The following is a 19950-nucleotide window of genomic DNA, read 5'->3' on the forward strand; positions in this document are numbered from 1 at the left end:
GGGCATGTCGAATCCTTTGGTTGCCGAAAAGAAGGACTCGACCTCGGCGATCTCCGGCATCTCGATCCTCGAGGCCGGAAAGGGCCTGAAGGACGGCATCGAGTCCGGCGACTGGGCGGCGACCGTGATGGGCGCGGTCGGGGTCGGCATGGAAGCGCTCGCCGCGGTGATGGACCCGTTCGGCGCGATCCTCGCCGCGGGCGTCGGCTGGCTGATCGAGCACGTCGGTCCGCTCAAGGAAGCGCTGGACAAGCTGGCCGGGGACCCGGATCAGGTCCACGCGTACTCCGAGACCTGGAAGAACGTCTCCAAAGAGGTCAGTTCCGTCGCGCAGGATCTGGCCGCACAGGTCAAAAAGGACATCGAGTCCTGGGAGGGCGGCAGCGCCGACGCCTACCGCAAACAGGCCGAGGAGGTCGCCAAAACGCTCGAAGGCGCCGCGCAGGCGTGCGAGGGCGCGGGCAGCGGGGTGAAGACCGCGGGCGACGTCGTCGGCGCGGTGCGGATGCTGGTGCGCGACATCATCGCCCAGGTCGTGGCGCACCTGATCTCGTGGGCGCTGCAGGTGCTGTTCACCCTCGGCATCGGGATGGCCTGGGTGGTGCCGCAGGTGGTCAACCTGGTGGCCAAGACCGCCAAGCAGATCGCCGAACTGGTCAAGAACCTCACCAAGGCGCTCAAGGAACTCGGCAAGCTGCTCACCAAGGCGCGCGGTCTGTTCGACGATGTCGCCAAGTCGATGAAGAGCATCAAGTCCGGCGGCAAGGACGCCACGCACCCGCCGAAGGACATCAAGACCTCCGGTGCGAAGGACACGCCGAACGAGAAACCGCCGCCCGGCAAGGACGAATCCACCCACACTTCCGGCGCGCACGACGGTCCGGGCGAACACAAGGGCGGCGCGAACCACGAGCCGCCGCCGCGCGAACCGGGGAAAGACGAGGGCGGATCCGGTGGCGGAGCGGGCACGAACGACCGCGGCGGGAACGAGCGTTCCGATCCGGCGAAGGACAAAGACAAGACCGAAGCGTCCAACGCGAAAAACGAGGGCGACGGCGATCCGCCCTGCCTGACCGACCCGGTCGTCATCTCCAGCGGCGAGGTGCTCGTCGAGGACTTCGACCTCGAACTGGCGCACCTGCTGGTGCGGCGGACGCATCGCTCGTCCTACCGCTCCGGGCGCTGGTTCGGCCCGACGTGGGCGTCCACTGTGGACCAGCGGCTGGAGTACGGCGAGGAATACCTCCGGTACTACGGGCCGGAAGGCGTCATCCTCTACTACCCGATGCCCGCCGGGGACGAATCGGTGCTGCCGCTCGAAGGCGCGCGCTGGCCGTTGACCAAACATGCTGACGGCAGTTGCACCATCGAGCAGGTGCGGCCAGACCGGACGATGCGGTTTTCCGGCGAGGGCAAGACCTTGCCGCTGCGTTCGATCGAGGACGCCGACGGCTCGCGGACCGAACTGTCCTATTCGGACACTGGCGCGCCCGTACTGCTCACGCATTCGAGCGGGATCCAGGTCGGCTTCCGCACCAACGGGCACCGGATCACCGAACTGCGGATGATCGGCGCCGGCCCGGCTCCGGACGTCGTCGTGCGCGGCTACCGCTACAACTACCAGGGTCATCTCTCCGAGATCGTCAACTCCTCGGGAACCGCGAAGCGCTATACCTACGACCCCGACGGCCGGGTCACGAGCTGGGAAGACCGCAACGGCGTCAGCTACCGCTACGTCTACGACGCCGAAGGCCGCTGCGTGCGCACCGAAGGCGCGCAAGGCTTTTACAACGGCGCGTTCGAGTACAACACCGCCGCCCGCATCACCCGGTTCACCGACTCGCTCGGCCACGTTTCGGAGTACGAGTACAATCTCGAGGGCCGTCCGGTCCGGGAGACCGATCCGCTGGGCAACGTGACGCTGTCGGAATGGGACCGCTACGGCAATCTGCTCCGCCGGGTCGATCCGCTCGGCCGGGTCACCGAGTACACCTACGCCGACGACGGCACGCCGCTCACCATCGCCCGTCCCGACGGCAGCCTCGCCGAGCTGGAGCACGACGGCGCCGAACTGGCCGCGATCACGGTGTACGGCAACGGAAGGAGCTGGCAGCGCCGGTACGACCAGCCTGGGTCCGCGCTCGAGTTGCCGGAGTTCTTCGCGACCGAGCCCGAGGCAGCCGACCCGGCCGCGGAACTGGACCAATTCGGCAGGCCGCGTTCGGCGCCCGAGGTCGGCGGCGGGCGGACGCAACTGGGCTGGACGGTCGACGGCAAACCCGCGTCGCGGATCGGGGTGCGCCGCGAGCGCGCGTTGTGGCGGTATGACCGCGAGGGCAACGAGATCGAGCACGTCGACGAGCTCGGCCGCGTGACCCGGCGCGAGTACGGCCCGTTCGACGTGGTCACCGCGGTCGTGGACCCCTCCGGCGCGCGCACCAGCTACACCTACGACACCGAACTCCGGCTGACGTCGGTGACCGATCCGCTGAACCGCACCTGGACCTACACCTACGACCCGCTCGGCAGGCTGGTCGCGCAGACCGATTTCGACGGCCGGACCCGCACCTACGCCTACGACGCGGCGGGGCAGCCGATCCGGGTGACCGAGCCGGACGGTTCGGTCACCGAGAACGAGTACGACCTGCTCGGCAACCGGGTCGAGGTCCGCGGCCCGCACCGCACCGTGCGCTACGCCTACGACCCGGTCGGCAACGTCGTACGGGTCGAGTCCGCGGATTCGGTGGTGGAGTTCGACCGCGATCTGTACGGCCGGGTCGTGCGCGAGGCGATCGACGGCGTCGAGGTGCGTTTCGCCTACGACGAGCAGGGCCAGACGATCCGCCGCCGCACGCCGTCCGGCGCGGAGAGCGTGTGGAGCTTCGACGAGGAAGACCGGCCGGTTTCGCTGACCACGGCGGGACACACCGTGCGCTACCGGCTGGACGACGAGGGCCGCGTGCTCGCCCGCGACACCGACGGGATCAGCATCCTGCAGCAGGCGTTCGGCCCGCGCGGGCTGGTCACCGCGCAGCAGGTTTCCCGTGGAACAACGCCGGTGCAGCGGCGCGGTCTCGAGTACTACGCGGACGGCAGCCTCGCCGCGGTGCAGGACAGTCTCGCCGGGAAGACCGCCTTCACCCGGGATCCGGCGGGCCGCGTGGTCACAGTGTCCTCCCCGACGGGCCGGGAGGAACTGCGCTACAACCCGGCCGGGGAACTGACCGCCTGGTCGGGCAGCCCCGGCCTGTCCGCCGACTACGACTCCCTCGGCCGCCGGATCCGGCACCGCGAGGTGCACCCGGGCGGCGTGCGGGTGTGGGAGTACGCCTGGACCGGCGATCTGCTCACCGGCCTGCGCACGCCGGACGGCGCGCAGTGGCGCTACCGGTACGACCCGCTCGGCCGCCGGATCGCCAAGGAACGGCTGCTCGCCGACGGTTCGGTCGCCGAATCGACGCGGTTCGTGTGGGACGGCTTCGTGCTCATCGAGCAGGTGCACACCGATCCGGCCGGAGTGCGCCGTACGACCACCTGGGAACGCAGGCCGGGCAGCGACGAACCGGTCACCCAGCTCGAACGCGGCCCCGGCGGCGACCGGTTCGCGTCCGTCGTCACCGACGCCATCGGCACGCCGACCGAACTGATCGACGAGCACGGCGGCCTCGCCTGGAGCGCGCGCCGTTCGCTGTGGGGCCGGGTCCAGCCCGGCGGCATCCCGCTGCAGTTCCCCGGCCAGTACGCCGACGCGGAATCCGGCCTGCACTACAACGTGTTCCGCTATTACGACCCGGCCGCCGCGCGCTACCTCAGCCAGGACCCGCTCGGGCTGGAGGGCGGGCCGAACCCGGTCTCCTACGTCCCCGACCCGTTCGCCGCCTACGACCCGCTCGGCCTCGAAGGCTGTGGCAAAGGCAAGGGCAAAGGCAAGGCGACGGACCCGCCGCCCGCGGACTCCACGGCCAAGCACAACGCCGGCAACGGCGGCGGCAGCACCAGTTCCGCGTCGACCGGCAAGGGCAAAGGCAAGCGCAAGCGCGACGCCGACGACGACGGCTCCAGCGGCTCCGGCAGCAAGCCGGACGCGAAGAAAAAGAAGGACGACGTCTGGGACCGGATGGCGTGGAACTCAGACGCCAAGAACGCGCGCAAGAACCAGACCGGCGACAAGAACGATCCGTTCCACAAGGCCGGCAGCGACGTGGCGCAACGGCACATCATCTCGTTCCAGAAAATGCGGGACGGGCTGAAGAACTGGGTGCACGAACAGCCGGTCGACAAGCAGAGCGCGCTGACGAAGAAATACGGCGAGGAAGAACTGCCGAAGCTGCACAACCAGCCGAAGAACCTGCCGCTCGGCCCGCAGCACACCAACGCCGGGATCGGCGGCGTCTCCACCCGGATCGGCAACATCGAGGACGGGATCGCGGGCAAGCTCAAGGTCGGCAAGAACGACGAAATCAAGAGCGAGAACCCGAAGTGGCCGAGCGATTCGCTGGACAAGAGCGGCGGCTACAAGCACAAGGACCACCCGGATCTCGACAAGAACTGGCGTCCGATCGGGCAGCAGGCGGACCGCATCACCGATCCGAAGGAAATGAACCGGGCCACCCGCGACATCGGCGACAGCGCGGACTTCGACTGGCCCGGCGGCAAGAAGGAAGAATTCGAGAAGTGGCACAAGTCCTTCCTCGACTTCACCGATCTCAAGGAAAACCCGAAGAACTACACCGAAAAAGACGTGGACGACATGATCAAGCGGTTCCACGATCTGCCCTCGCCGTCCGGGCGGCATCCGACGATCGACGAGTACAACAAGGCTCCGGACGGCAACCCGTACCGGTTCGACGACAAGGGCAACCCGGTCAAGGACATCGACAAGGACTCGGATCCGGACTGGAAGCGCCCGGACAAGCCGCTCGACGGCAACCAGTCGCGCACCGAATGGGGCAACCGGAACGAGCAGGGCATCGGGCCGACCAAGAAGGACTGGAACGACCTCGAAAACGGGAAGTACGACCCGGAGGGGTGGAACGACCCGGACAAGAAGAAGTACCTGGACGAGGTCGGCGAGCCCAGCAAGCAGGACGTCAAGGACGCCGCCGCGGAGGCGAAAGCCAAGTCCGACAAGCTGGCGGAGGACGCGCGGAAGAACCGCGGCTGGTGATCTCCGGAGCCCGGCACGAGAACCGGGCCGGGCTCCGCGGACGTCAGGCGGTTTCCTCCGCGTCGCGGGCGGCGAACACCTCGCGCGCGGCGAAGGTGGCGTTCAGCGCTCGCGGGAATCCCGCGTAGACCGCCGAGTGCGTGAGCGCCTCGGTGATCTCCTCGCGGCTGAGCCCGACGTTCAGCGCCGCGCCGATGTGCACCTTCAGCTGCGCTTCGCAGCCGCCGAGCGCGGTCAGCGCGCCGAGGGTGACCAGCTGGCGGCTGCGCGGGTCGAGGCCGGGCCGGTCGTAGATGTCGCCGAAGGCGAACGCGGCCACGTGGTGCCCGAGCGCGGGGTTGATGTCGGCGAGGGAATCGATGACGGCTTCGCCCTGGTGACCGTCTATGCGGGACAGCACCTCGATGCCGTGCTTGCGGCGGGCGAGGTTTTCCGGGCTGTCGATGTCGTACTGGGTCACGGCAGGGGGCCTTCCTGGTAAGTGGCGATCTTGTATTCGGTGGCGGCGAGGGAGAGCTGCAGCTGAGCGATCTGCGCGCGCAAGGTGTCGCGGTGCTCCAGGAGCATTTCGCGCCGTTCGGGCACGGTGTCCGCGCCGGACTCGATCAGCTCGACGTAGCGGCGCAGGTCGCTGATCGACATGCCGGACACGCGCATCCGCGTCAGGAACACCAGCCGGCGCACCGACGCGGCGTCGTAAACGCGGTGCCCGGCGCTGTCCCGGGCGACCTGGACGAGCCCGATCCGCTCGTAGTACCGCAGCGTGTGCGGGTTCAGCCCGAGGTGCTCCGCCGTGGTCGCGATGTCCCACTCGTTCGCGTCGTCGTCCCGGGCCAGTTCCCGCAGCGCTTCGACCGATACCGTGCCCGGCGGGTCGATCGCCAGCCGCAGCGCTTCGGTCAGCGCGTCTTCCTTCTCCATGCCGAAGACGCTAAGCCTGTGAGCGCGCTCAAACGCAAGCGCTAGCCCACCGACCGCACGCGAGTCACCAAAACCCCGGCCAGCAAGGTCGCCGCCGCGGACGCCGCGAACAGTCCCGGATACCCGCCCAGCCACTGCAGGATCAACGTCGTGAGCAGCGGCGCGACCACCTGCGGCAGCGAGTTCGCGATGTTGACCACGCCGAGGTCCTTCGCCCGGTTCTGCGCCGCGGGCAGCACCTGGGTCAGCATCGCCAGCGCCACCGCCATGTACGTGCCGAAGCCGACTCCCAGCAGCGGCGACGCCACCAGCGCCACCGGCCAGCTCTGCCAGATCACCAGCAGCAGGGCGGCCAGCGCCATGATCGCCGCCGAGCCGAGGACGTACGGCTTGCGCTTGCCGGACTTGTCCGAGAAATGCCCCGCCAGCACCGCGCCGATCACCAAAGCCACGCCGTACAGGCCCATCATGATCAGCAGGCCGCTGTCCGGATCCGGGTAATGCACCGCGTCCTTGAGGAAGAACAGCAGGTAGAGCGTGCCGAACGCGTTGCCGAGGTTGATCATGAAGTGGCAGGCCCACGCCCACGCGAAGTCCGGATGCCGCCGCGGCGAGACCCACAGGTCGGCGAGGATTTCGCGGATCCGCCCGCTCGGCCGGAACTCCACCGGCAGCCGCGCGTCCGGCGTGCGCAGCACGAACGCCGCCGCGCCGGCGAGCACGATCGCGGCGCAGGCCGCGTAGCCGAGCGGCAGCCCGGCGAGGTCGAGCATCACCACGACCACCACCGCGCCGAGCACGGTGCCGAGCATCTGCGCGATGCCGACCAGCCCGCCGACCTGCGCGCGCTGCCCGACCGGGACCCGGTCGGCGATGCCGGACATCAGCGTCGCGAGCATGCCGTTGAGCCCGGCCTGCACGAGACACCAGCCGATCGTCATCACGACGACGTTCGGGGCCTCGGCCAGCACCAGCAGCCCGGCCGCGCCGAGCGCGCCGCCCGCGATCGTCCACGGATGCCGCCTGCCGAACCGCGAGCAGGTGCGGTCCGAGAGCAGGCCGATCGCCGGGTTCGCGACGAGCGCGACGGCCGCGCCGATGCCGGTCACGATGCCGAAGACGGCTTCCTTGTGCGCGGCGTCGAGCAGTTCGGCCTGCTGCGGCAGCAGAACCTGGATCGGCGCGTAAACGCCGAGCCACAGCGCGATGTTCGCGAGGAACAGCAGCGTCATCCAGCCGGCGCGGACGCGTTTGACCGGCTCGGCGAAGACCTCCGGGACAGCGGCGGCGGTGTCACTCATGGCGGACCAGCTTCCGGTACCAGGCGAAGGAATCCTTGGGCGTGCGGCGTTGCGTCTCGTAGTCCACGTGCACGAGCCCGAAGCGGGGCGCGTAGCCCTTGGACCATTCGAAGTTGTCCAGCAGCGACCAGACGAAGTATCCGCGCACGTCCACGCCGGCATCCATCGCTTCGCGCAGGGCTTGCAGGTGGCTGGCGAGGAATTCGATGCGTTCGGGGTCGGGGACGGTGCCGTCGGCGGCGGGTTCGTCGGCGAAGCTGCAGCCGTTTTCGGTGATCTGGACCGGCGGCAGGTGCTCGCGGTAGCGCTCGTGGAAGGACACCAGCAGTTCGCGCAACGCCTGCGGGACGATCGGCGAGTCGTTGGTCGTCATCGGATAACCCACGATCGGGCGCAGTTCGAACGGCAGCGGGTTGCCCTCGCCGGGAGCCGTCACGCCTTGGGGTTCGTAGTAGTTGACGCCGTAGAAGTCGAGCGGCTGCGCGATCGTGGCGAGGTCGTCGGCGAAGTTCTCCGGCAGGTGCGGGTGGACCTGTTCGGGGTAGCTGCCGAGCAGCATCGGGTCGGCGAAGGTGCGGTTGATCAGCGCGTCGAGCCAGTCCGCGGCTTCGCGGTCGGCGGGGGTGTCGTGCTCGGGCCAGATCGGCGAGTGGTTGTTCGCGGAGCCGATGCCGGTCGCGCCGGCCGCGCGCAGCGCCTGCACGGCCAGTCCGTGGGCGAGGTTTTGGTGATGCGCGGTGGGGAGCGCGTCGAGCAGCAGGAACTCGCCGGGCGCGTACTCGCCGACGCCGTAGCCGTAGATCGACATGACCATCGGCTCGTTGAGCGGGATCCAGAGTTTCGCCCGATCGGCGAAATGCTCCCCCACGATCGTGGCGTATTCGGCGAAGCGGAAGGCGGTGTCGCGGGAGCGCCAGCCGCCTTTGTCCTCGATCGCCTGCGGCGTGTCCCAGTGGTACAGCGTGATCGCCGGGGCGATTCCGGCGGCGCAGACCTCGTCGATCAGCTTGTCGTAGAAGGCAAGTCCCTCCGCGTTGGGCTTGCCGGTGCCGTCCGGCTGGATGCGCGGCCAGGCGATCGACATCCGGTAGGCACCGACGCCGAGTTCCGCCATCAGGGCGATGTCCTCGGAGTAGCGGTGGTAGTGGTCGGCCGCTACCTTGGCGTCCTCGCCCCGGGCGATCTTGCCTTCGGCGGCGGTGAACGTGTCCCAGATGGACGGTCCGCGACCGCCCTCGGCCGTCGCCCCCTCGATCTGGAACGCCGAGGTCGAGACACCCCACAGGAAGTCGGGCGGGAAGGTCGGATGGTCCACGCTGAGCACCCCTTGCCTTCGGACACCCTCGCGGGTGAACGTGAAAAGTTCTCATATGTTAGGTCGTCACTCGTCTCGGGGGAAGCCCCGCGGGGCGCTAAAGTCCCAGATCAGATGAGTGAATCGCGAGAGACTCCGAGGAACGACGTGGCCGAGACCCAGGCTGAACCCACACCGCTGCGGCGAAAGCCGGTTCAGCAACGCAGCGCCCGGCGGGTGGAACAGATGCTGGACGCGAGCGCCGTGCTCATCGACGAGCTGGGCTACGACGCGCTCACCACCACGCTGATCGCCAAACGCGCGGGCGTCGCGGTCGGGTCGCTGTACCAGTTCTTCCCGGACAAACGCGCGGTCGTGCAGGCGCTGACGCAACGGAACCTGGAACGCTTCGTGGCCGCGGTGAACGAGCGGCTGCAGCAGCTGAGCCCGGAGCACTGGTGGAACATCGTCGACTCGGTGCTCGACATCTACCTGCAGATGCACCGCGAGGTGCCGGGATTCTCGAAGGTCCACTTCGGAGACGTCATCGACGTCCGGCTGCTGGCTGACGACCGCGACAACAACTCGGTCATCGCGGATTCGCTGGTCGAAATCCTGCGCGGGCACGTCGACCGCCCCGCCGACGAACTCCGGTTCGCCATCGCGATCGCCAACGAAACGGCGGACGCGCTGCTGAAACTCGCCTTCCGCCGCGACCCGAACGGGGACGAGCGGATCGTCGCCGAGGCCAAGCACGTGGTGAAGGGTTACCTGGCAAGCAAATTCGGCGACTGAACGCTTAACCGAAGTTCTGGCCCTCGCCGCGGTAAGTCGGGACGGTTCGCTCCACCTGGCTGCCACGGACGAGGTGATACGCCAGGAACCGTTCGGCCAGTTCCCCGGCTTTCGCGTGGCGCAGCCAGACCCGGTCGCCGAGGCGCAGCGTGCGCGCGGCCTCGCCGGTCACCGGGGTCTGCACCTCGCCGGCGCCCTCGAAACCCAGCAGGCGCAAGCCTTCCGGCAGGTACGGCGACGGTTCGCGCGATGGGCCGGTCGGTCCGGAGGCGATGTATCCGCCGGAGTACAGCGTCGCGACGTTCTTCGCCGGGCGGCGCACCACCGGCAGCGCGAACAGCGCGGCCGGGCGCGGCTGGAAGTGCGAATAGCCGTCGAACAGCGTCGGGGCGAGGAAGCCGGAACCGGCGGCGATCTCGGTGACCACGTCCTCCGCGCCGGTGGTCTCGATGCTTCCGGTGCCGCCGCCGTTGACGAACTCCAGGTCAGCGACCTCGCGCACGGCCCGCACCGCCGCCCCTCGGCGACGGGCGAGTTCAGCCGCGGACCGGCGCTGCATCCAGCCGATCACCCGGTTTTGCAGGCCTTTTCCGGCGGCGTCGCCGAGTCCGGCGATCTGGCCTTCGTACGCCATCATCCCGACCAGCCGGAACCCCGGCCGTGCGACGATCTTCCGCGCCACCGCGACGGCTTGCGCCGGTTTGAACACCGGAGAACGCCGGGTGCCGACGTGCACGCCGGGCAGCGGCCGCCAGGACGCGTCGAGTTCGAGGCACACGCGGATGTCCGGGTGGCCGTGGCCGAGCGCTGCGTCGACGAGGTCGAGGTGTTCGGTCGAATCGACCATGATCGTGATCGCCGCGCGGGCGCGTTCGCTCGCGGCCAGCCGGCGGAGCGCTTCGTGGTCGGCAGTCGGGTACGCGACCACGATGTCGTCGGAAGTGCCCAGCTCAGCGTGCCAAACGGCCTCGGCGAGCGAGTAGCACATCAGGCCTTCGAAGCCTTCTCGCGCGAGCGCTCGTTCCAGCAACGCACGGCAGCGCACGGACTTGCTGACCACCCGGATCGGCTTGCCCGCGGCCCGGCGCAGCAGGTCGTCGGCGTTGGCGTCGAAGGCGTCCAGGTCGACGATCGCGAGCGGCGGATCCAGGTCCTTCGTCGCGAGGTCGTACCCGTGCGCTGAGGTGGTCACACCACTTACGGTACGACAACAACGCTTGAAACGCGAATACTATTCACTTACGGTTCCGGCATCTATCGTGGGAACCTTCCAGCGAAGAACAGGTGCCGCAATGACGTGGAGCAACTGGGCCGGAACGGCCAAGGCCACCCCGCAGCGGGTGCACCGGCCGCGCAGCACGGCGGAGATCGCCGAGGTCGTGGCCGGGGTCGCCGACGCCGGGCGCCGCGTCCGCGCGTGGGGCAGCGGGCATTCGTTCACCGCGATCGCCGCCGCTGATTCCGACGCGCTCGACCTGACCGCGTGGACGGGCATCGAACGCGCCGACCTGGAAACGCAGCAGGTCACGGTCCGTTCCGGGACCACGCTGCGCACCCTGAACGCCGCTCTCGACGCGCTCGGGCTGGCCATGACGAACCTCGGCGACATCGACGCGCAGACCATCGCGGGCGCGATTTCCACCGGCACGCACGGCACCGGTGCGCGGTTCGGCGGGATCTCGACGCAGATCGTCGCGCTGGAACTGGTGCTCGCGGACGGTTCGGTGGTCCGCTGCTCGGCCGGCGAGCGTCCGGAGTTGTTCCACGCCGCCCGTGTCGGTCTTGGCGCACTGGGCGTGATCAGCACGGTGACGCTGCAGTGCGAACCGTCCTTTGTGCTCTCCGCGCAGGAACGCCCGGAGCCGCTGGAGCAGGTCCTCGACGGCTTCGACGACAACGCGGCGAACAACGACCACTTCGAGTTCTACTGGTTTCCCTACGGCAGCAAGGCGTTGGTGAAGCGCAACAACCGCCTGCCGCTGCACGCCGAGCGGAAACCGTTGTCCCGCCTGAAGCAGTTCGTGGACTACGAGCTCACCGAGAACATCGCGTTCGGCGGGCTGTGCCGGCTCGGCCGCGCGGTGCCGAAGCTGGTGCGGCCGCTCGGCGCGTTCGCCTCGCAGGTGTCGTCGCCGCGGGAGTACAGCGATCTGTCGCACCGGGTGTTCGTGACTCATCGCGGGGTGCGGTTCGTGGAGTCGGAGTACGCGGTGCCGCGCGAATCCGTGCTCGACGTGCTGGCCGAGCTGCGCGGGGTGGTGCCGCGGCTGAAAGACCCGGTGGCGTTCCCGGTCGAGGTGCGAGTGGCCGCGGCGGACGACATCTGGCTGTCCACCGCGAACGGCCGCGATTCCGCCTACATCGCGATCCACCAGTTCCTCGGCATGCCCTACCGCGAGTACTTCACCGCGTTCGAGAACGTCGTGGGCCAGGTCGGCGGGCGGCCGCACTGGGGCAAAATGCACGACCTCGACGCGTCCGTGCTGCGCACCCGCTACCCGCACTTCGACGATTTCCTGCGGATCCGCAAGGAGTGCGACCCGGCCGGGACGTTCACCAACACCTATCTCGACCGGGTACTCGGCAGCGTCTGATCAGCCCGGGGATCAGTTCGGCTCGAACAGCGAACTGACCGACTCTCCATTGTGGATTCGCCGCATCGCCTCGGCCAGCGCCGGGGCGATGGACAGGATCCGCAATTTCTCCGTGCGTTCCTCGGCGGGCACCGGCACGGTGTTCGTGCAGACGATCTCCAGGACGTCCTCCTGGCCGCCGATCCGCTTGAGCGCGCCGTCGGCGAACAGCCCGTGCGTGCAGGCCACCCGGATCGACCGCGCGCCCATCTCACGCAGCCGGTCCAGCAGTTCCAGCACCGTGCTGCCGCGGGCGATCTCGTCGTCCAGCACGATGATGTCGCGTCCGGCGATCTCGCCGATCACCGACGTGATCTCGACGCGGTCGTCGGCGAACCGCTGTTTCGCGCCCGCCGCGACCTTGGTGCCGAGCAGCCGGGCGAAATGCGCGGCTTCCTTGGCGTTGCCCAAATCCGGCGACACGACCGTGGTTTCGGAGAGGTCGTACTGCCGGAAGTACTGGGCCAGCTCGTGCAGCGCGTGCAGATGGTCGACCGGCACGCTGAAGAACCCGTGCACCTGCGGCGAGTGCAGGGTCATGGTGAGCACGCGGTTCGCGCCCGCGGTGACCATCAGATCGGCGACCAACCTACCGCCGATGGAGATCCGCGGCGCGTCCTTCTTGTCCGAGCGCGCGTACGAATAGTGCGGCATCACCACGGTGGTGCGCGCGGCCGAGGCGCCTCGGGCCGCGTCGAGCATCAACAGCAGCTCGACCAGGTTCTCCTGCACCGGTTTGACCAGCGGCTGGATCAGGAAGACGTCCCGCTCGCGGCAGTTGGCCTGGAGCTGGACCTGGAGGCAGTCGTTGGCGAACCGGTCGATCTCCACCGGAAGCAGCGGAACGCCCAGGTTGACGCAGATTTCCGCGGCGAGTTCGGGGTGTGCGCTGCCGCTGAAAACCGCGATGTCGCGCATCAGATCCGGGACAGCGCGTCGGCGATGGAAGCGTCGCCGGAGACCAGCTCCAGCGTGCGCCGGGCCGTCGCCGGAGTGTCGAGCAGCGCCAGCAGCACCGCGGCGACGTCCTCGCGCGGGATCTCCCCGCCGCCGACCTTCTCCGCGATCTTCACCTGACCGGTGCCGGAATCGTTGGTCAGGCGGCCGGGGCGCAGGATCGTCCAGTCGAGGTCGCGGGCCTTGAGGTCCTCCTCGGCGGCGCGCTTGGCCCGCAGGTAGGCGGCGAAAACCGGTTCGAAGCCGGGGTCGTCCGCCTTGTCCGCATTGATCGAGCCGACCTGGATGAACCGGCGGACGCCCGCCCGCTGCGCGGCGTCGGCGAACAGCACTGCCGCGCCGCGGTCGACGGTGTCCTTGCGGCCTTCGCCGCTGCCCGGGCCGGCCCCGGCGGCGAACACCGCGGCGTCCGCACCCTCGAGCACGTTGGCGACAGCGTCCACATCGGACTTTTCGAGGTCGAGCACGACAGTCTCGGCGCCGACGGCGGTGAGGTCGGCTTCGTGCTCGGGGTTGCGCACGATGCCGACCGGCGCGTCGTGCCGCTGCGCGAGCAGCTTTTCCAGGTGCAGGGCGATCTGGCCGTGTCCGCCAGCAATGACGACTCGCATGAGCCCGACTCTATCGCCGCGCGCGGCCCGAGGCCGGTGCTTCAGTCCGCCTCGGCGGGGACCGGGGCGTCGGAGTCCTCGCGCAGCAGCAGGTCGTAGGCCATCTCGTTGACCCAGCGCGAAACCGGGTCCTCCTGCAGCAGCACCCGGTCGTGGTGGGTGTCGAGGTCGAGGTCGGCGGTGGCGTACGGGTCGGCGGTGACGACCGCGAGCCCGTACGCGCGGGCGCGCGGCAGGCAGTTCGTCACGTAGTCATCGGTCAGCACGGCAGGCGATGGGAGCACCATCGCGGCCTCGCCGTAGCGCGAAAAGGGCACCGCGGAGGCCATCGCGGTCCGCCAGTGCCGGGCGACCGCGAGGACGCCGATGATCTCGGCGGCCGGCGCGGGTGCGGTCGCGGCCAGCTCTGGCCAGGTCCAGGTGTCGACGAGGGCGCGATCGGCGACGGGACCGACACCCATCGCGATCCGCTCCGCGTGCACGTCGGTCTTGAGCTTCGCGACGATGCTGACCTTGCGGCCGAGCAGGGTCGTCGCGGGCAGCACCACGCCGTTCCAGCCCAGAAGGGCCGCGGCCTTGCGCGCCAGCTCGTCGACGCTCGCGGGGAGCTCGATCGGCGGCAGCACCCGGCTCGCCGTCGTCCGGCTGCGCTTCGCACCGCCGGCGACCGTCGAGCGCTCGGTGTTCTGTGGGGTAGCCGCCACGAGTCCGCCTCCTTCAAGCACCTGTTCCCATGTACCGGCGAAAACCGGTACATGAACTGAGTACCAGGGCAAAGACGCGAGGTCTCCGGGTTGCCCCGCCGCGTGCGATCGGCGGCGCTCAGCGGTCGGTGACCGGTCGGTGGGCGGTCGTTCGACTTCAGCCCGACCGTGCGGCCAACCGAGTGAGACGGGGGTGAGTGGTGGGCACGGAGCGCTTCCGCCGGGTGTCGCGCCACCCCTCGCGGGGCAGGGCAAGCGGCGCAGTTCCTTACTCCGATCGGCCTAATCAACGCGGTTCCACAGTGGACTTCCGCTGGTCACGGGCGTCACCCGGTTGGCGGGTGAGCTTCGCCGCAGCGGGGGTTCGCGTCTCCGGTTTAGGGTTACCCGTCGGTCAAGTACCCGCCGGGAGGACCAGGATGCGCTCGCCGAAGGACTTCTTCGCCCCGCTCGCCGTCGGAGCGCCGCAACCGCCGCGGCAAATCCCGGTGCGCCCGTCGCGCATGATCCACTTTTTCGATCCGGGCAACGAAAAGATGGCCGCGAAGGTCCCGGACCTCGCGAAAAAGACCGACGTGCTGCTCGGCAACCTCGAGGACGCGGTCCGCGCGGACCGCAAGGAAGCCGCGCGCGCCGGACTGGTGTCGATCGCGAAGGCGACGGACTTCGGCCGCACGCAGCTGTGGACGCGGGTGAACAGCCTCGACTCGCCGTGGGTGCTCGACGACCTGATCACGCTGGTCACCGAGATCGGCGACAAGCTCGACGTGATCATGATCCCGAAGGTCGAAGGCGCGCAGGACATTCATTACGTCGACCGGTTGCTGGCGCAGCTGGAAGCGCGGGCCGGGCTGACCGAACCGCTGCTGGTGCACGCGATCCTGGAAACGGCGAGCGGCGTGGCGAACGTCGAGGAGATCGCCGGCGCCTCGCCGCGCATGCAGGGCATCTCGCTGGGCCCGGCCGACCTGGCCGCGAGCCGCCGGATGAAGACGACCCGCGTGGGCGGCGGTCACCCGGGTTACCTGGTGCGCACCGACCCGGTCGGCGAGGACCTGAACGAAGGCCGCTCGACGTATCAGCAGGACCTGTGGCACTACACGGTCGCGCGGATGGTCGACGCGTGCGCGATGAACGGAATCCTTCCGTACTACGGGCCGTTCGGGGACATCCGCGACGTGGTGGCCTGCGAGGACCAGTTCCGCAACGCGTTCCTGCTCGGCTGCGTCGGCGCGTGGAGCCTGCACCCGGTGCAGATCGACATCGCGAAGAAGGTTTTCTCGCCGTCCCCCGCCGACGTGGCCTGGGCCCGGCGCGTGATCGCCGAGATGGGCGACGGCACCGGCGCGGTGATGATCGACGGGAAAATGCAGGACGACGCCTCGGTCAAGCAGTGCCGGGTGGTCGTGGAACTGGCTGACGAACTGGCCGCGACCGACCCCGAACTGGCCGCCGCGTACGACGCCGCGACGAAGGAGATCCAGTCATGACCGAACTCCGCCCGCGGCGGTCCGTGCTGTACATGCCCGGCGCGAACGAACGCGCGCTGGAGAAGGCCAAGAGCCTTCCGGCGGACGCGTTGATCCTGGACTTGGAAGACGCCGTCGCCCCCGATGCGAAGGAAGCCGCGCGGGAGCGGGTGTGCGCCGCTGTTGGCACTTACGGCTCGCGCGAGGTGACGATCCGAGTCAACGGCCTGGACACCGAATGGCACGACGCCGACCTGCGCGCCGCCGCTGCCGCCGGCCCCGCCGCGGTGGTGGTGCCGAAAGTGAACTCGGCGGCTGAGGTGCACAACATCGAGCGCGCGCTGGAGCTTGGCGGAGCGCCGGAGCACACGAAGATCTGGGCGATGGTGGAGACGCCGGTCGCGATGCTGCACGCGGAGGAGATCGCGGGGGCGTCGGACCGGTTGACCGTGCTGGTGATGGGCACGAACGACCTGGCGAAGGAACTGCACGCGGAGTTCGTACCGGGCCGGGGCCCGTTGCTGGGCGGGCTTTCGCTGTGCCTGCTCGCCGCGCGGGCGACCGGGAAGGTGATCCTGGACGGGGTTTACAACGACGTCAAGGACGCTGAGGGCTTCGAGGCGGAGTGCTTGCAGGGGCGGCAGTACGGGTTCGACGGGAAGACGTTGATCCATCCTTCGCAGGTGGAGCCGTGCAACCGGATCTTCGCGCCGTCGGAGGAAGAGATCGACCGGTCACGGCGGATCATCGCGGCGTTCGAGGAGGCTTCGGCCGCGGGACGCGGCGTGGTGACGGTGGATGGGCGGATGATCGAGAACTTGCATGTGGAGAACGCGCGGCGGGTGCTGGCGTTGGCGGAGGCGATCGGGGCGCAGTAACGCGGGCCGGGTGCCGGGGCCCGGCCGTACAGTGTGCGCATGGCTCGGCACTCGCTCAGCGCGATCACCATCGAGGGGTTCACCTCGATCCGTTCGGCACGTGTGCCTCTCGGCAGCATGAATGTGCTGGTCGGTGCGAACGGCGCGGGCAAGAGCAACTTCATCCAGGCGCTGGGTCTGCTGAGCAGCGTTGTCGACGGCGACCTCGGGTTGTACGTCGGTCTCCACGGCGGGGCCGCCGAAATGGGCTACAAGGGAAGCGCCCTGTCCAGCATTGGACTGGCCCTCGATCTGTCACCAGCGAAATACCGCATCCGGCTCGTGCCCGCGGCCAACGACGAACTGATCTTCGATCTCGAGGAGATCAGCAGCGCGACTCCTGAATCGCAGTACCGACGAGAGCTCGGTCAAGGGCACCGCGAATCGCGCCTAGAACAAGCGATAGACGAGCACGACGAGGCCGCTGAACTCATTCACACCGTGCTCAAGGGCTGCCGGGTCTATCACTTCGACGACACGAGCCGGGACGCGCCAGTCAAACGTCAAGCCCCGACAGCGGACAACCTCGCGCTGCGAGACGACGCCGCCAACCTCGCGCCCGTTCTCCTGAGGCTGCGACGGAGCGACCGGCCGGAGGACAAAGCGGCTTACCGCCGGATCACCAGCACAGTCCGGCTGGTCGCGCCCTTCTTCAAGGACTTCGTCCTCGACGACGAATACGGAACCGACCGCGTCCGGCTCCGCTGGATCCACAAAGACCTCGACGGGGTCTTCTCCGCCGAACAGATGTCCGACGGCACTTTGCGGTTCGTCTGCCTGGCCACCTTGCTGATGCAGCCGCAGCTGCCCGGCCTGGTCGTCCTGGACGAGCCGGAACTTGGCCTGCACCCTTACGCGATCGTCGTGCTGGCGGACATGCTTCGGCGAGCGGCGGCGCACAGCCAGGTGCTGATCGCCACTCAATCGGTCACGCTCATGAACCAGTTCACTGTCGACGACCTCATCGTGGTCGAACAACACGACGGCAGTTCTTCCTTCGGGAAGCCGAATCCCGACGCGCTGCGGACCTGGCTCGAGGATTACTCGCTTGGTGAACTGTGGGAGAAGAACCTCATCGGAGGACAGCCCGGTTCGAGGGGCAGCGTCCTGAATGACTGACCCCAAACGCCTTCACCTGTTGGTCGAAGGGCAGTCGGAACTGACAGTCGCGCAGGAACTCCTGGTCGACCATTTGCGGGAGGCCGGCTGGGCAACCGTAACCGTGTCGGTCGTGCGAACACAGACCTCGTCGGTTACCCACCGCGGCGGCGTTTCTTCCTGGGCGAAGATCCGCCGGGAGATCCAGCACCTGCTTGGGCAGAAGTCCCTCACCACGCTGACCACGATCTTAGATTTCTACGGATTTCCCTCCGACGCACCTGGAGTCTCCGATCGTCCGGCTGGTTCGGCGGAACTCCAGGTGGAACACGTTGAGCACGAGATCGCGGCGGCCATCCCCGACCGCCGCTTTCTCCCGAATCTGGTCTTGCACGAACTCGAATCGTGGGTTTTCGCGGCTGCTGATCAGCTCAGCGAGCTGAGAGGCGAGCCGGAATTGGCCGAGCGTCTCCGCGCGGACTGCGACGCCGCCGGAGGCCCGGAACTGATCAATGGAGGAGCGAAGACAGCACCTTCCAAACGCCTCCTCCAGTACTGTGCGGGCTACCAGAAGGTGATCGAAGGACCGCTGGCGATCGCCGATCTTGGCGTAGTCGGTTTGAAAGGCAAGTGCCCGCGTTTCAAGGCGTGGTTAACCAAACTCGAGGAGCAGGCGAAACGCTAGCCGGGTCAACTGACCGGCCAAGGACGCTGTTCCCCGCGCAGCTTCTCGAACTCCGCCGCGACCCGCAGGACCTCCAGGTCCGCGAACCGGCGTCCCGCGATCTGCAGCCCGATCGGCAAGCCCTCCGTCGTATAGCCGCAGTTCACTGACACCGCGGGCTGGCCGGACATGTTGTACGGCACGGTGAAAGCGATGTGCTCGAACGGCCGCGTCGGGTCGTTTGTCGGGGATGGCCAGTCGGCGGGCGGGGGCAGGACGGGGCAGGTCGGCGACAGCACGACGTCGTACGGTTCCGTCGCTCGCAGGGCTGCCACGCTGATCGCGTCGATGGCGGCGAAACCTCGGTAAGTGTCCACACCGGACGCATTCGCTCCCCCGGCTGCCCACTCCGCGATGTACGGCAGGACTTGCGCACGCTGTTCCTCCGACAGCGCGGCCAGGTCCGACCAGGCGCGGACTCGCCAGAAGGTGTCCAGGCCGTTCAGGTGTTCGCGGGTCAGGAACGGGGCGACCGGTTCCACGATCGCACCGGCGGAGGCGAACACATCGGCGGCTGCGGTGACCGCGTCGGCGACAGCTGGAGTCACCGGGAGGCCGACGCCGGGGTCGAGGTGCAGGCCGACGCGGAGACCGTTTAGCGAACCCGTCAGGGAAAGCCAGTCGATGGGCTCGGGCGGCAGGCTGAGGTGGTCTCGCGAGTCGGGTTGGGCCAGGACGCTCATCAGCAGGGCGGTGTCGGCGACGGTCCTGGTCAGGGGCCCGGCGACGCGGCCGAGGAAGGGCGGGTCCACCGGGACGCGGCCGAAGCTGGGTTTCAGGCCGACCAAGCCGCACCAACCGGCGGGGAGGCGGATCGAGCCTCCGATGTCGGTGCCTACGTGCAAGGGGCCGTAGCCCGCGGCGGCTGCGGAGGCGGCACCGGCGCTGGAGCCGCCGGGGGTGCGTGTGACGTCCCACGGGTTGCGCGAAGCGGCGTGGAAGCTCGAGAGACCTGAGGTGAGCATGCCGTAGTCGGGCATGGTCGTCTTTGCCAGCAGTACTGCGCCTGACTCGCGTACGCGGGCTGCGGCGGGGGCGTCTGCAGCGGCGGGCTTCAAGGCCGTGGCAGCAGTGCCTAGGGGCGTGGGGACGCCGACGGAGGCGATGTTTTCCTTCAGCGTCAGAGGGACGCCGTCGATGGGACCGGAAGGCTCACCGGCGTGCCAGCGGGCTTCGGACGCCTTCGCTGCTTCGCGCGCTGAAGCGGCGTCGTACGCGTACAGGGCACGCAGTTCGGGTTCGCGGGCGTCGATGCGCGAGAGGACGGCTTCGGTGACTTCGACGGGCGAGAACGTCTGCGCGCGGTACCCGGCTACCAGCTCGTTAGCGGTCAGGTCAGCCAATTCGGTCATCGCGGAA

The 19950-nt window shown here is 68.7% G+C and carries 16 protein-coding genes; 7 read left to right on the top strand and 9 right to left on the bottom strand.

What is annotated here, in order from left to right; all coding sequences use genetic code 11:
• The first annotated feature begins 4 nt into the window (after positions 1-4).
• A complete protein-coding gene (locus EIZ45_RS06865; RefSeq protein WP_134664570.1) occupies positions 5-5167 on the top strand; it encodes an RHS repeat-associated core domain-containing protein in 5163 nt (1720 codons plus the stop codon).
• Positions 5168-5210: 43 nt separating this feature from the next.
• Here the strand turns inward: EIZ45_RS06865 and EIZ45_RS06870 are convergent, their stop codons facing one another.
• From EIZ45_RS06870 to EIZ45_RS06885, 4 genes are read right to left on the bottom strand one after another with little or no spacing between them, the layout of a single operon-like run.
• Positions 5211-5627: a carboxymuconolactone decarboxylase family protein gene (locus EIZ45_RS06870; protein WP_134664572.1), complete on the bottom strand. Its 417-nt coding sequence runs from the start codon at positions 5625-5627 to the stop codon at positions 5211-5213.
• Positions 5624-6088: a MerR family transcriptional regulator gene (locus EIZ45_RS06875; RefSeq protein WP_037806878.1), complete on the bottom strand. Its 465-nt coding sequence runs from the start codon at positions 6086-6088 to the stop codon at positions 5624-5626. Before EIZ45_RS06875 ends, EIZ45_RS06870 begins: the two co-directional genes overlap by 4 nt.
• Before the next feature lie 41 nt (positions 6089-6129).
• The gene (locus EIZ45_RS06880; protein ID WP_037806877.1) at positions 6130-7389 is read right to left on the bottom strand and encodes an MFS transporter; all 1260 of its coding nucleotides are present in this window, start codon (positions 7387-7389) and stop codon (positions 6130-6132) included.
• Positions 7382-8704: a GH1 family beta-glucosidase gene (locus EIZ45_RS06885; RefSeq protein ID WP_134664574.1), complete on the bottom strand. Its 1323-nt coding sequence runs from the start codon at positions 8702-8704 to the stop codon at positions 7382-7384. Before EIZ45_RS06885 ends, EIZ45_RS06880 begins: the two co-directional genes overlap by 8 nt.
• Positions 8705-8818: 114 nt before the next feature.
• On the opposite strand from EIZ45_RS06885, the gene EIZ45_RS06890 reads away from it, so the two are divergent.
• A complete protein-coding gene (locus EIZ45_RS06890) occupies positions 8819-9478 on the top strand; it encodes a TetR/AcrR family transcriptional regulator (RefSeq protein WP_037806876.1) in 660 nt (219 codons plus the stop codon).
• A gap of 4 nt (positions 9479-9482) precedes the next feature.
• Here the strand turns inward: EIZ45_RS06890 and EIZ45_RS06895 are convergent, their stop codons facing one another.
• Positions 9483-10670, bottom strand: coding sequence for an amino acid deaminase/aldolase (locus EIZ45_RS06895; protein ID WP_134664576.1), 1188 nt, complete (start codon positions 10668-10670; stop codon positions 9483-9485).
• A 100-nt stretch (positions 10671-10770) separates the two neighbouring features.
• Between EIZ45_RS06895 and EIZ45_RS06900 the strand changes: the two genes are divergently transcribed.
• Complete coding sequence (locus EIZ45_RS06900; protein ID WP_134664578.1) at positions 10771-12072, top strand: D-arabinono-1,4-lactone oxidase; 1302 nt, start codon at positions 10771-10773, stop codon at positions 12070-12072.
• A gap of 12 nt (positions 12073-12084) precedes the next feature.
• Here EIZ45_RS06900 and EIZ45_RS06905 read toward each other — a convergent pair whose 3' ends face one another.
• From EIZ45_RS06905 to EIZ45_RS06915, 3 genes are read right to left on the bottom strand one after another with little or no spacing between them, the layout of a single operon-like run.
• Positions 12085-13029, bottom strand: a complete 945-nt coding sequence (locus EIZ45_RS06905) for a ribose-phosphate pyrophosphokinase (protein WP_134664580.1) — start codon at positions 13027-13029, stop codon at positions 12085-12087.
• Positions 13029-13679, bottom strand: coding sequence for an SDR family oxidoreductase (locus EIZ45_RS06910; protein WP_134664582.1), 651 nt, complete (start codon positions 13677-13679; stop codon positions 13029-13031). The genes EIZ45_RS06905 and EIZ45_RS06910 overlap by 1 nt, the downstream gene beginning before the upstream one ends.
• A 41-nt stretch (positions 13680-13720) precedes the next feature.
• A complete protein-coding gene (locus EIZ45_RS06915) occupies positions 13721-14383 on the bottom strand; it encodes a hypothetical protein (RefSeq protein ID WP_037809258.1) in 663 nt (220 codons plus the stop codon).
• Between the two features lie 419 nt (positions 14384-14802).
• Between EIZ45_RS06915 and EIZ45_RS06920 the strand changes: the two genes are divergently transcribed.
• Genes EIZ45_RS06920 through EIZ45_RS06935 form a run of 4 tightly spaced genes read left to right on the top strand, consistent with a single transcriptional unit; the run spans position 14803 to position 18552 of the window.
• Positions 14803-15873, top strand: a complete 1071-nt coding sequence (locus tag EIZ45_RS06920; protein WP_037809257.1) for a CoA ester lyase — start codon at positions 14803-14805, stop codon at positions 15871-15873.
• On the top strand, positions 15870-16730 hold the full coding sequence (locus EIZ45_RS06925; protein ID WP_134664584.1) for a CoA ester lyase: 861 nt from the start codon (positions 15870-15872) through the stop codon (positions 16728-16730). The genes EIZ45_RS06920 and EIZ45_RS06925 overlap by 4 nt, the downstream gene beginning before the upstream one ends.
• Before the next feature lie 39 nt (positions 16731-16769).
• Positions 16770-17888, top strand: coding sequence for an AAA family ATPase (locus tag EIZ45_RS06930; RefSeq protein WP_134664586.1), 1119 nt, complete (start codon positions 16770-16772; stop codon positions 17886-17888).
• Positions 17881-18552, top strand: coding sequence for a DUF4276 family protein (locus EIZ45_RS06935; protein WP_134664588.1), 672 nt, complete (start codon positions 17881-17883; stop codon positions 18550-18552). The genes EIZ45_RS06930 and EIZ45_RS06935 overlap by 8 nt, the downstream gene beginning before the upstream one ends.
• A 5-nt stretch (positions 18553-18557) precedes the next feature.
• Here EIZ45_RS06935 and EIZ45_RS06940 read toward each other — a convergent pair whose 3' ends face one another.
• Positions 18558-19943: an amidase gene (locus EIZ45_RS06940; RefSeq protein WP_134664590.1), complete on the bottom strand. Its 1386-nt coding sequence runs from the start codon at positions 19941-19943 to the stop codon at positions 18558-18560.
• Between the last annotated feature and the right edge of the window lie 7 nt (positions 19944-19950).

This window comes from Amycolatopsis sp. CFH S0740, assembly GCF_004522315.1.
GTDB classification, from domain to species: Bacteria; Actinomycetota; Actinomycetes; order Mycobacteriales; family Pseudonocardiaceae; genus Amycolatopsis; species Amycolatopsis nivea.

Coding starts and splice junctions, on each gene's coding strand:
- EIZ45_RS06880 (WP_037806877.1), bottom strand. CDS start 7,389: ATGAGTGACACCGCCGCCGCTGTCCCGGAGGTCTTCGCCGAGCCGGTC.
- EIZ45_RS06940 (WP_134664590.1), bottom strand. CDS start 19,943: ATGACCGAATTGGCTGACCTGACCGCTAACGAGCTGGTAGCCGGGTAC.
- EIZ45_RS06900 (WP_134664578.1), top strand. CDS start 10,771: ATGACGTGGAGCAACTGGGCCGGAACGGCCAAGGCCACCCCGCAGCGG.
- EIZ45_RS06925 (WP_134664584.1), top strand. CDS start 15,870: ATGACCGAACTCCGCCCGCGGCGGTCCGTGCTGTACATGCCCGGCGCG.
- EIZ45_RS06905 (WP_134664580.1), bottom strand. CDS start 13,029: ATGCGCGACATCGCGGTTTTCAGCGGCAGCGCACACCCCGAACTCGCC.
- EIZ45_RS06920 (WP_037809257.1), top strand. CDS start 14,803: ATGCGCTCGCCGAAGGACTTCTTCGCCCCGCTCGCCGTCGGAGCGCCG.
- EIZ45_RS06875 (WP_037806878.1), bottom strand. CDS start 6,088: ATGGAGAAGGAAGACGCGCTGACCGAAGCGCTGCGGCTGGCGATCGAC.
- EIZ45_RS06930 (WP_134664586.1), top strand. CDS start 16,770: ATGGCTCGGCACTCGCTCAGCGCGATCACCATCGAGGGGTTCACCTCG.
- EIZ45_RS06910 (WP_134664582.1), bottom strand. CDS start 13,679: ATGCGAGTCGTCATTGCTGGCGGACACGGCCAGATCGCCCTGCACCTG.
- EIZ45_RS06865 (WP_134664570.1), top strand. CDS start 5: ATGTCGAATCCTTTGGTTGCCGAAAAGAAGGACTCGACCTCGGCGATC.
- EIZ45_RS06935 (WP_134664588.1), top strand. CDS start 17,881: ATGACTGACCCCAAACGCCTTCACCTGTTGGTCGAAGGGCAGTCGGAA.
- EIZ45_RS06890 (WP_037806876.1), top strand. CDS start 8,819: ATGAGTGAATCGCGAGAGACTCCGAGGAACGACGTGGCCGAGACCCAG.